Source organism: Saccharopolyspora sp. 6M, from assembly GCF_020176775.1.
Lineage (GTDB): Bacteria > Actinomycetota > Actinomycetes > Mycobacteriales > Pseudonocardiaceae > Saccharopolyspora_C > Saccharopolyspora_C gregorii.
Window position 1 is genome coordinate 1 of sequence record NZ_JAIUJZ010000163.1, and the last position, 11,095, is coordinate 11,095.

Here is an 11,095-nt window from a genome sequence, read left to right on the forward strand (position 1 = left end):
GGGGGGGGGCGCCCCCCCCGGGGGGCCGGGGGGGCGCCTAACCCCGCCGGATTGTTGGGGGGCCCCCGGGCGCCGGCCCGCGCGCCCCGCGCAGGGGGGGCGCCGTCGTCGTGCCGGGCCCTGCCCGCTCGTCCAGCCGAATCCCGGTCCAGCCCGTCCGGTCCAGCAGCGAAGAAGGTTCCCGTGGAAACGTCCAAGCTCGACGAGTTGCTCGCGGAGCACGCGGAACTGGAACGGCGCCTGGCCGAACCGGACGTGCACGCCGACCAGGCCACCGCGCGCAAGCTCGGCCGCCGCTACGCCGAGCTGACCCCCGTGGCGAAGGTCGCGAAGGAGTGGGAGCAGGCCCGCTCCGACCTGGTGACGGCGCGCGAGCTGGCCGCCGACGACGAGGGGTTCGCCGCCGAAGCCGATGCGCTCGCCGAATCCGTGCCGGAGCTGGAGGAGAAGCTCACCGAGCTGCTGCTGCCCCGCGACCCGCACGACTCCTCCGACGTGGTGCTGGAGGTCAAGTCCGGGGAGGGCGGCGAGGAATCGGCGCTGTTCGCCGGTGACCTGCTGCGGATGTACCTGCGCTTCGCCGAGCGGCAGGGCTGGCGGGCCGAGGTGCTCGACGCCACCGAATCCGACCTGGGCGGCTACAAGGACGTGACGGTCGCGGTGAAGGCCAAAGCCGGGGACACCGGGCCGGACGGCGTGTGGTCGAAGCTGAAGTTCGAAGGCGGCGTGCACCGGGTGCAGCGGGTGCCGGTCACCGAATCGCAGGGCCGGGTGCACACCTCCGCGGCCGGTGTCCTGGTGTACCCGGAGACCGAAGAGGTCGAGGTCGAGGTGGACGAGAAGGACCTGCGCATCGACGTGTACCGCTCCTCCGGGCCCGGTGGGCAGAGCGTCAACACCACCGACTCTGCGGTGCGCATCACCCACCTGCCGACGGGCACCGTGGTGTCCTGCCAGAACGAGAAGTCGCAGCTGCAGAACAAGCTGCGCGCCATCCAGGTGCTGCGCGCCCGGCTGCAGGCGCTCGCCGAGGAGGAAGCGCAGAAGGAGGCAGCCGAGACGCGGCGCAGCCAGGTGCGCACCGTGGACCGCTCCGAACGGGTCCGCACCTACAACTTCCCGGAGAACCGCATCTCCGACCACCGGGTCAACTACAAGGCCTACAACCTGGACCACGTGCTCGACGGGGACCTGGACGGGGTGCTGGAGGCGCTGGTCGCCGCGGACCGCGCCGACCGGCTTGCCGCGAGTGCCTGAGCGGACCGGCCGCGTGCCCGGGCCGCGCGGTACCGGATCGACCCGACCGGGTCGTGTTCGCCGTGCCGGGGAGGTTCTCCGCGTTCCGGGGTGTCGCCTGAACGAGCTCCCGGATCATGCGCTCTAAGCTTGCCCCCGTGACTCGACAGCCACTGCGCCTGGCCATCCTCGAAGCGGAACGTCGGTTGTCCGCGGCAGGCGTGGCGAGCCCCCGGACGGACGCCGAACTGCTGGCCGCGCACCTGCTCGGCGTGGAACGCACCAAACTGATGATGGTGCCGCTGGTCGACCCGCCGGTGGTGGAGGCGCTGCAGGCGCTCGTGCAGCGCCGCGCCGAGCGGATCCCGCTGCAGCACCTGGTCGGCAACGCGCACCTCGGCGGCGTGGAGCTCAGCGTCGGGCCGGGCGTGTTCGTCCCCCGGCCGGAGACGGAGCTGCTGCTCGCCTGGGGCCTCTCGGTGCTCGACGGCGTGGAGCGGCCCGTGATCGTCGACCTGTGCACGGGGACCGGGGCGCTCGCGCTGGCCGCCGCGCACGCCCGCCCCGACGCCCAGGTGCACGCCGTCGAACTGGACCCGCACGCGCTGGCGTGGGCGCGGCACAACGTGGACCAGCAGGCCGCCGCGGGCGACACCCCGGTCCGGCTCTACTCCGGTGACGTGGGCGATCCGACGCTGCTGATGGAGCTCGAAGGGCTCGTCGACCTGGTGCTGTGCAACCCGCCGTACGTGCCCGAGGGCACGCCGGTGCCGCCGGAGGTGCGCGACCACGACCCGCACGGCGCCGTGTTCGGCGGCCGCGACGGGCTCGACGTGGTGCGGCAGGTCGTCGGGTGCGCCGCGCGGCTGCTGCGGCCCGGCGGCGGGGTGGCGATCGAGCACGACGACACCCACGGCGGTTCGGTGCCCGCGCTGCTCAAGGCGCGGCGGGTGCTGTGCGACGTCGAGGACCACCCGGACCTGGCGGGGCGCCCGCGGTTCGCCACCGCGCGGCGGGCCGTGCCGGAGCACTGATCCACCGGCCGGTGCGCTGCCGGCCGTTCCGCTTCCCGCGACGAGCGGGCCTTCGTGCTGCCCGGATCCGCGCGGTGGGTGGTGGAAGGGAACCTTCCTGCCACCGGTGATCGGAAGGTTCCCTTCCTCCACCGGGGTGCGGACGTCGAAAAGCCCGGCCGGGGTGTGCCCTGGCCGGGCTTCGCGAACGCGTCCGGGACTCGCCCGGTGGTCGATCAGCGGTGCTGTCGCGGTGCCTGCTCGGCGGGTGCGGACTTCGGGCCGCCCTGCTCGGTGCCCTGGCGCTGCTGCTGTTCGGCCGCGCCGGGGATGGGCAGCTGGATCCGCCGGGTCGGCGGGTCGTGCGGGTTCCGCTGCTGCTGCCCGGGGTTGGCCGCGCCGGGGAGGTTCTGGCGCTGGATCTTCTCCGTGGGCCCTTCGGCTCCGCTGCGCTGCTGGTTCTGCGGCCGCTGCTGGGGTTGCTGCGCGGGGCGCTGCCCCGGCTGGGCGGCCTGCGGTGCGGGTTCGTGCGAGCGGTCTTCGGCGACCTCGGCTTCGGCGGACTTGCGCGCCTGCTCGCGGGCTTCCGCGGCGGCTTCCCGCAGCGCGGCCTCCTCCTCGTCCTCCTGGTCGAGGCGGGCGAGCAGCGGCGTGGTCTGGCCGAGCAGTTCCGCGGCGTCCCGCAGCTTGCTCGCGACGGTGTCGCGCAGCTCCGTGAGCGAGTGCACCTGCTGGTCGGCCTTGGTGAGCCTGCGCTGGCACTCCTCGGTGGTGGCGCCGAGCCTGCGCTCGGCGTCGAGCCGCGCTTCCCGGATGAGGCGTTCGCGTTCCCGGGTGCCCTCCTCGACGAGGCGGGTCGCTTCGTCGGTGGTCTCCCGGACCATCCGCTCGGACTTCTCGGTGGCCTCGGCGACCAGCCGTTCCGCTTCCCGGGTGCTGTCGAGCTCCCGCTTCTCGGCGGCCTCGACGCTCTCCTTCTCGCGCTGCTGGGCGGCGGCGATGCTGTCCTTCTCGCGCTTGTCCGCGGCCGCGGTGCTCTCGCGTTCGAGGAGCTGGGCGGCTTCGGTGCTCTCCCGGTGCAGCTTCTCCGCGGCCTGCTGGGCTTCGGTGGTGAGCCTGGTGGCCTCGTCGGTGGCCTCGCGGACCCGGCGGTGCGCCTCGTTGGTGCCTTCCCGCAGCCTGCGGTTGGCTTCCTCGGTGGCTTCGCGGACGCGGCGCTGGGCGTCGGCCTTGCTGGTCGTCTCCTGCTCGGTGAGCAGCTTCATGGACTCGGTGCGCCGCGCCGCCATCGCGATCTCGAAGTCCTCTTCGACCTGCACCCGGCGGGCCTCGGACTCCTCGTCGGCGCGCTTGCGGTTCTCCTCCGCCTCGGTGGTGATCCGCTCGGCTTCGGCCTTGGCCTTCTCCAGCGTCGACCGGTGCTCCTGCTCCATCTCGGAGCGCCGGGTGTCGACCTCGGCGATGAGCTTCTCGTAGCGGGTGCGCAGCGCGCCCGCTTCGGCCTCGGAACGGGCGCGGGTCTCGGCGGCGTCCTTCTCGGCGCGGGCGCGGATGTCGTTGGCCTCGTCCTGCGCGAGGCGCAGCATCCGCTGCAGCCGTTCGCTGAGCCCTTCCAGCGTGGTCGGCGGCTTGGACAGCCGCTCCACCTGACCGCGGAGGTTCTCGATCTCCGAGCGCGACGATTCGAGCTGCTTCGACAGATCGCGCGCCTGCGACACGGCGGCGTCGCGGTCGGAGGTGATGATGCGCAGATCCGCGTCGACCCGTTCGAGATGCTCGTCGACCTGGGCGCGGTCGTATCCGTTCTTGCGAACGAGGTCGAAGCCCGATCCCAGCGGGAGAAGATCACGATCGTCGGCGAGGCCCATGGTTCAACGCTACCTGGAAGGCAACCGCGTTGTGGGAGGTGTGGGCGGGATGACCGGAGAATCGCGCCGCGGAACCACCGGACCGGGGCTGAGCGCGCGGTCTCGGGCCGGAAGTCCCTTGTTCGGCCGGCCGGTCAACGCGAACGGTGGGGTGCGTCGGGCGGGCTGCTGGAGGTGATCGACATGGCGACCAGGACGAACGAACCGTCGCAGGTCCGGCCTTGGACACGGTGGCAGGACTGGGCGGCGCTGGTGATCGGGGTGTACGTCGTGCTCGCGACGATGTGGACGCGCACCAACGGCGGTGCGCTGTCGGCGATGGTCGTGCTCGGCGGGCTGCTGGTGATCGCCGCCGTGTGGTCGTTGGCGCTGCCCAGGTCGATGACCAGCGAGTACGCCCACATGCTGCTGGGGGTGCTGCTGTTCATCGCGCCGTGGGTGCTGGGCTATGCGGCGTTGACCGGGGCCGCGTGGACCTCCTGGGTGGCGGGGGTGCTGGCCGTCCTCGTCGGCGCCGCGGCCCTGCCGCAGGCGACCGTGGCGCACGGCAGGGGCGTGGCCGGTCAGCACTGACCGGTCGGCCGCGCGCTCCGGCCGCGGGAGTTCCGCGCGGTCGGTCGGTGCGGCCCGCTGACGGGAAGAGGCGCTGTGCGCGAGTTCACCGCCGGGAAGCCGAGTCGCCGACGTCGCGCGCCGGCGGCGTCGGCGCGGGAGCGGATCCTGTCGGCGGCGGGCGAGTTGTTCGCCGAGTCCGGGTTCGCCGCCACCCCCACGTCGCGGATCGCCGAGCGGGCCGGCGTGCCGAAGGGCCTGATCCACTACTACTTCCGCCGCAAACCGGACCTGCTGGTGGCGCTCGTGGACCGGCTGCCCGCGGAGCGCGTGGACGTCCGGCGGATCGTGGTGCCGGGCGACGTGGCGGGCACGCTGCGCCGCCTGGTCGCCGAGCTGGACCGGCGGTTCGAGGCGACGCTGCCGCTGCACCACCTGCTGTGGCGGGAGGCCGACACGCACAGCGCGGTCCGGCGCGCGCTGCGCGAACGCTTCCGGGCCGTCGTGGCCCAGGTCCGCGAGGTCGTCACCGCCGCGGCACCCGCTCCGGCGCGCGCCGACGTGGACACCGCCGCCGTCCTGCTGGCCAGGGTGATCGACCACCGGCACGCGGTCGCCGGGCGCGCCGAGCACGACGAGTCCGCCGACCGCGAGATCGAGTTCATCGCCCGCGGGCTCGGCCCGCGCTGACGGTCAGGACGCGGGTTCGACGAGCTCCACCAGCACCCCGCCCGCGTCCTTCGGGTGCACGAAGTTGATGCGGCTGCCCGCGGTGCCCCGCCGCGGCGCGTCGTAGAGCAGCCGCAGGCCCTTGGCGCGCAGGGCCTCGCTCGCCGCGTCCACGTCGGTGACCCGGTACGCGAGCTGCTGCAGGCCCGGCCCGTTGCGGTCCAGGAACTTCGCGATCGCCGAGTCGGAGCGCAGCGGCGCGATCACCTGCAGCTGGGTGGCCCCGGCGGCGTCGCCCGGCGCGCGCAGCATCGCCTCCCGCACCCCCTGCTCCTCGTTGACCTCGGTGTGAGCGACCTCCAGGCCGAACGTGGCGCGCTGGAACTCGATCGCGGCGTCGAGATCGGTGACCGCGATGCCGACGTGGTCGACGGCGGTGACCAACCCGCTCAGTTCGCTCTGCATGGCGGGAGCCTAACGCGCCGCGAATCCTGCGCGGGGGTGCGAGATGTGGCAGGAAAGGCCTCGGCCCGGGTGCCGCCGCGGTGCGCGCCCGGGCGCCGCGCGCCGTCTACGTGGAGGGTGGGACATGGTCTCCGGACGACGAACCCGGCTGATCGCGGTGGCCACCGCGGTGCTCGTGATCGGCCTCCCGTCGATCTCCGCGGGCGTACCCGACGAGGTCCGGCTCAAGCACGAACGCGCCTGGGTCGACCCGGGGCCGCTGGAGTTCGGAGCCGAACCGCACGCGGCGGTGCGCGCCGCGGCCGCCGACGCCGCGGCGGGGGCGGACTGCGCGGTGGACGTGGACACCGCCGCTCGCCTGGTCCTCGCGCCCACCTGGCCGGAGGTCGCGGCCTCCGGCGGCGCACCGGCGCCCATGACGCTCTCCCGGTACGACGACGGGACCGCGCTCGCCGACCCGGGGCGGAGCTCACCGGGGATCTTCTTCAGCCCCGGCGTCGGGGCCTGGCAGCTCGACTCGGCCGGGCTCGGCGCGGACGCGACCGCGGCGGCCGCCATCGACACCGGCACGGCCGCGCGCACCGTCGCACCGCACGTGGTGCGGAAGTACTGCGGCGAACTGGGCGACGGCTCCTCCCCTGCCGCGGCGCGCGCCGCCGCCTGGAGCTCCTGGTACGCCTGCGACGAAGGTGCCTGCGAGGACGTGTACCAGCGGCTCCTCGCCGCGGGCGTCGTCGAGGACACCACCGTCGGCATGCACGGCGGGGCCGCACCTCGGCGGTGCCGCTACGCGGGCGCCGTCCACGACTGCGCCTTCGTCGACCCCGCCGCGGCGCAGGGGGACGAGGCGTGGCGGGTCCCCGGCTACGGGCCCGCGCCGGTGCCGGACCCGTTCTACGTGCTGACCCGCGGCGGAACCGAGGTGCGCTACTGGCTCGCCGCCGACACCGGGGCGCGCGGCGACGTGTCCGCGTCCAGGGCGCTCGGCTCCGACGCCCGGGAGTCGTTGCGCTGGTCGGCCGGGGCGGGGTTGTGTGACCTCACCGCGGGCCGCGGCGCCTGCTGACGGACTGCGAGGAAGGGAACCTTCCGGTCACCGGTGGCAGGAAGGTTCCCTTCCTCGCAGGCGCCGTGACGGGAAGGGAACCTTCCTGCCGATGGTGTTCCTGTGCGAGAGTGCCCAGATGGCACTGCGTGCCACGCGTGGACGTGGGCGGGTCGAGCGCATGATGGAGAGCGCGCCCGAGCGGTGCGCAGCGGTAGTCGACGAGAGGGCCGGGAGGCCACTGTGAGCACATCTGTGATCGTTGCCGGGGCGCGCACCCCGATGGGCCGCCTGCTGGGCTCGTTGAAGGACTTCTCGGGCGCGCAGCTCGGCGGTGTGGCCATCAAAGCCGCCCTCGAACGCGCCGGCGTCGCCCCCGGCCAGGTGCAGTACACGATCATGGGGCAGGTGCTGACCGCCGGCGCCGGCCAGATCCCCGCCCGGCAAGCCGCCGTGCACGCCGGGATCCCGATGGACGTGCCCGCGCTGACCATCAACAAGGTGTGCCTGTCCGGGCTCGACGCCATCGCCCTCGCCGACCAGCTCATCCGCGCCGGCGAGTTCGACGTCGTCGTCGCCGGCGGCCAGGAATCGATGACGCAGGCCCCGCACCTGCTCGCGGGCTCCCGCGAAGGCACCAAGTTCGGCGACGCGCAGCTCGTCGACCACATGGCGTTCGACGGCCTGACCTGCGCCTTCGACGACATCGCGATGGGTGCCTCCACGGAGAAGCACAACTCCCGGCACGGCCTCACCCGGCCTGAGCAGGACGAGTTCGCCGCCCGCTCGCACCAGCGCGCCGGAGCCGCCGCGGAACGCGGCGCGTTCGCCGAGGAGATCACCCCCGTCGAGGTGCCGCGGCGCAAGGGCGACCCGGTCGTCGTCGACGCCGACGAGGGCATCCGCCCGGACACCACCGCCGAATCGCTCGGCAAGCTCCGCCCGGCGTTCGCCCCCGACGGCACCATCACCCCCGGGTCGGCCTCGCAGATCTCCGACGGCGCCGCCGCCGTCGTCGTCATGAGCAGGGCGAAGGCCGAGGAACTCGGCCTGACCTGGCTCGCCGAGATCGGCGCGCACGGCGTCGTCGCCGGCCCGGACGCCAGCCTGCACGAACAACCGTCGAACGCGATCAAGGCGGCCTGCGCCAAGGGCGGCGTGGACGTCGCCGACCTCGACCTGGTGGAGATCAACGAGGCGTTCGCCGCCGTCGGCATCGTCTCCACCCGCGCGCTCGGGCTCTCCCCGGACGTCGTCAACGTCAACGGCGGCGCCATCGCCCTCGGCCACCCGCTCGGCATGTCCGGTGCCCGCATCGCGCTGCACCTGGCGCTGGAACTGCGGCGCCGCGGCGGCGGCACCGGCGCGGCCGCGCTCTGCGGCGGCGGCGGTCAGGGCGACGCGCTGATCCTCCGCGTCCCCGCCGGCTGACCCGGCACGGGCGGCATCGGGGGAGCCCGGAAATCACCCTGATGCCGCCCTGGTTTCGCGCCACCGACCGTGATCACGTTCCGTGTTCGCCGCTACCCTGGCGAGCATGAAGTGGCTTCCAGGTGGATGGCAACGCGCGGACCGGGCCGGACGGGAATGGGCGACGGTGCCCGGCCGCGTCACCCGCAGGAATGACGCCACCGCGCGGATGGGGGCGGAACGCGGCGGCTCCGCGACCCGCGTCTACGGCAAGCAGGAGCAGCCCCCGGAACCCCCGGCGCCCGTCGGGCTCGGTCCCGAAGCGCAGGACGTCGACGTGTCCGCGAACAGCTTCCGCCTGCTGCTCATCGGCGGCGGCGTCAGCGGTCTCGGCACCGTGCTGTGCGCGGCCACCCTGGCGAACAACGGCAGCACCGTCGGCATGTGGGTGTGGCAGCTGGTGTTCGGCATCGTGTTCCTCGGCTTCGTGATCTCCTCCCGGGGCATGCTCAGCAGCCGCGGTTTCCTGCTCGACCGCAGCGGTTTCTACGCCCGCACCCTCGGCGAGGTGTACGGGGTGTCGTGGAACGAGATCTCCGCCATCGGCATCGGCAGCCTCCCGTGGATCGAGCAGAAGCGGCCCGTGCACCCCGAGCGGCGCGTGGCGCTGGAGTTCTACCCGGCCGACCCGGGATTCAGCAGCAGGCACCCCGAATTGGAGCGCTGGCGCGTCGAAGAGCAGCCCTCGCTGCCCGGGACCCCGTCGGTGCGCTACCGCTTCCACCTGCCGCCGTTCACCCGGCTCCCGCGCGCCGTGGAACGCGCCGTGCAGACCGTGGCGCCGCGCAAGTGGGTCGGGCACTACCGAAGGCACCTCCCGCCCATCCACTTCCCGGACTCGACCAAGCTCTGAGGCTCTTCACCAGCCGAGGCTGTCCAACGGGTCGGCGGAGGTGAGTGCCGGGTCGTCGTCGTGGAACGTGCGGGCTCGGCCGCGACCCGTCACGGCCGTCTCGAAGCGGACCGTGACCCGGCCCAACCCGGCGCCCTGCACCCAGCCGTGCCCGGCATCCGGGTGGAACACGTCGTCGCCCGCGCGCCACGACCGGTGCGCCGCCACCGGCGCGGGATCCGCCACCGGCGCCGACGAGTCCGGTTCCGGAACCGCCTCGGGTTCCTGGGACGGGTTGCCGAACAACGCCTCCTGCTCCGACGTCGCCAAACCCGAGAACGACACGCCCACCAGCCGGACCGGGGTGCCCGGCGGCACCGCCACCCCGATCAGCCGCCGCGCCGCCGCACCCAGCGGGCCCAGGTCCGAGGTCGCCGTCGCGAACGTCTCCGCCCGGCTGATCGTCGTGAAATCCGCGTCCCGCACCTTCACCGTCACCGTCCGCGCCGCCCGGCCCGAGGACACCAGCCTGCGGTGCGCGTGCTCCGCCATCCCGTCCACCTCGGTCGCCAACCGCACCGGCTCCGTGATGTCCACGTCGAACGTCGTCTCGGCGCTGACCTGCTTCGCCTCCGCGCGCTCCGCCACCGGGTGGTCGTCCACGCCGTGCGCCAGCCGGTGCAACTCCGCGCCGTGCGCCTGCCCGAGCAGCGCCGTCGCATCGCCCAAGCGCAGCGCCGCCAGCTCACCCACGCTGTACACCCCGATGCGGTGCAACTTCGACTCGGTGACCGGGCCCACGCCCCACAACTTCCGCACCGGCAGCCCGGTCAGCAGCTCCAGCTCCTGCTCCGGCGGCACCACCAGCGCTCCGTCCGGCTTCGCCAACCCCGACGCGATCTTCGCCAGCTGCTTGCCGGAACCAGCACCGACCGACGCCGGCACCCCCACCTCGCCGCGGATCCGCTCCCGCAACCCGGCCGCGAACCGTTCCACCTCCGCCGGCTCGGCACCCGCCAGCTCCACCGGCTCCAGGAACGCCTCGTCGATCGACACCTGGCCGACCACCTCCGACACGTCCCGGACGATCTCGAACACGCGGCGGCTCACCGCCTGGTACACACGGCCCCGCGGCGGCAGCACCACCGCCACCGGGCAGCGCCGCCGCGCCTCCGCCATCGGCATCGCCGACCGGGCCCCGTAGGCGCGGGCCTGGTAGCTCGCCCCCGCCACCGTGCCCCGCGGCCCCAAGCCGCCCACCAGCACCGCCCGGTCGGCGACCGTGGGACGGGTGAGCTGCTCGACCGACGCGAAGAACGCGTCCATGTCCACGTGCAGCACCCATCTGCGCATGTGCACATTCAACGAGATGCCACCGACAACGACCACGCACCCCGCCCGGGAGGAAGGGAACCTTCCGGTCACGGATGACACGAAGGTTCCCTTCCTCGCCCTCGGGCGCGGTCAGTCCTGGGCAGGCGCGTCCCGCTCCGGTGGTGCCTCACCGGACCCCTGCTTCGGCGGCGCGAGGAACACGAGGCCGCCGTCCAGGTCCAGCGGGCCACCCGGATCGTGCTCACGCCCGGGCGCGCCCTGATCGCCCTCGTGCCGGAGCTTGCGCCCCGGGAAGAGTTCTCCGTAGGAAGCCATGTCCCCAGCGTAGGGCGGTCGCGGCAGGCACGGCACCGATCCGGGCCGCCGTGCTGCGAGGAAGGGAACCTTCCGGTCACGGGTGGGAGGAAGGGAACCTTCCTGTCACGCGGAGTTCGTGGGCGCCCGGCGCGTGCGATGAGGGGAACCTTCCTGTCACGGACGCGACGAAGGGAACCTTCCTGTCGCGACGACCCCCGGAACGAAACCGGGCGCCCCCCCGGGGGGGGGGGGGGCGGGGGGGGGGGGGCCGCCGCCCCCCCCCCGCGGCCCCCCCCCCCCGGGCGGGGGGGGG

At 73.9% G+C, this 11,095-nt stretch carries 11 protein-coding genes; 7 read left to right on the plus strand and 4 right to left on the minus strand.

Features of this window, described 5'->3' with window-relative positions; genetic code table 11:
• Positions 1-183: 183 nt before the first annotated feature.
• Together prfA and prmC are read left to right on the plus strand one after the other, a co-directional pair.
• A complete protein-coding gene (prfA, locus tag LCD31_RS20745; RefSeq protein ID WP_224960395.1) occupies positions 184-1,257 on the plus strand; it encodes a peptide chain release factor 1 in 1,074 nt (357 codons plus the stop codon).
• Between the two features lie 137 nt (positions 1,258-1,394).
• On the plus strand, positions 1,395-2,270 hold the full coding sequence (gene prmC / locus LCD31_RS20750; RefSeq protein WP_224960396.1) for a peptide chain release factor N(5)-glutamine methyltransferase: 876 nt from the start codon (positions 1,395-1,397) through the stop codon (positions 2,268-2,270).
• A gap of 215 nt (positions 2,271-2,485) precedes the next feature.
• Here the strand turns inward: prmC and LCD31_RS20755 are convergent, their stop codons facing one another.
• Positions 2,486-4,117, minus strand: coding sequence for a M protein (locus LCD31_RS20755; protein ID WP_224960397.1), 1,632 nt, complete (start codon positions 4,115-4,117; stop codon positions 2,486-2,488).
• 183 nt (positions 4,118-4,300) lie between these two features.
• Here LCD31_RS20755 and LCD31_RS20760 point away from each other — a divergent pair, with 183 nt between their 5' ends.
• Both LCD31_RS20760 and LCD31_RS20765 read left to right on the plus strand, forming a co-directional pair.
• Positions 4,301-4,690: an SPW repeat protein gene (locus LCD31_RS20760; RefSeq protein ID WP_224960398.1), complete on the plus strand. Its 390-nt coding sequence runs from the start codon at positions 4,301-4,303 to the stop codon at positions 4,688-4,690.
• A 75-nt stretch (positions 4,691-4,765) separates the two neighbouring features.
• Positions 4,766-5,359, plus strand: coding sequence for a TetR/AcrR family transcriptional regulator (locus LCD31_RS20765; protein WP_224960399.1), 594 nt, complete (start codon positions 4,766-4,768; stop codon positions 5,357-5,359).
• A 3-nt stretch (positions 5,360-5,362) separates the two neighbouring features.
• Here LCD31_RS20765 and mce read toward each other — a convergent pair whose 3' ends face one another.
• On the minus strand, positions 5,363-5,803 hold the full coding sequence (gene mce / locus LCD31_RS20770) for a methylmalonyl-CoA epimerase (protein ID WP_224960400.1): 441 nt from the start codon (positions 5,801-5,803) through the stop codon (positions 5,363-5,365).
• A gap of 124 nt (positions 5,804-5,927) precedes the next feature.
• Here mce and LCD31_RS20775 point away from each other — a divergent pair, with 124 nt between their 5' ends.
• The 3 genes from LCD31_RS20775 to LCD31_RS20785 all read left to right on the plus strand — a co-directional run bounded on the left by LCD31_RS20775 (position 5,928) and on the right by LCD31_RS20785 (position 9,171).
• Complete coding sequence (locus LCD31_RS20775; protein ID WP_224960402.1) at positions 5,928-6,869, plus strand: hypothetical protein; 942 nt, start codon at positions 5,928-5,930, stop codon at positions 6,867-6,869.
• Positions 6,870-7,091: 222 nt separating this feature from the next.
• Entirely contained in the window at positions 7,092-8,279 is a 1,188-nt protein-coding gene (locus tag LCD31_RS20780) for an acetyl-CoA C-acetyltransferase (RefSeq protein WP_224960403.1), read from the plus strand.
• Positions 8,280-8,385: 106 nt separating this feature from the next.
• Positions 8,386-9,171 carry a hypothetical protein gene (locus LCD31_RS20785; protein WP_224960404.1) on the plus strand — a complete coding sequence of 262 codons (786 nt, stop codon included), beginning with the start codon at positions 8,386-8,388 and terminating at the stop codon, positions 9,169-9,171.
• A gap of 6 nt (positions 9,172-9,177) precedes the next feature.
• On the opposite strand, the gene LCD31_RS20790 is transcribed toward LCD31_RS20785, so the two are convergent.
• Positions 9,178-10,503, minus strand: a complete 1,326-nt coding sequence (locus tag LCD31_RS20790) for a DNA polymerase IV (RefSeq protein ID WP_224960405.1) — start codon at positions 10,501-10,503, stop codon at positions 9,178-9,180.
• A 111-nt stretch (positions 10,504-10,614) separates the two neighbouring features.
• Positions 10,615-10,800, minus strand: a complete 186-nt coding sequence (locus tag LCD31_RS20795) for a hypothetical protein (RefSeq protein WP_224960406.1) — start codon at positions 10,798-10,800, stop codon at positions 10,615-10,617.
• Positions 10,801-11,095: the final 295 nt, after the last annotated feature.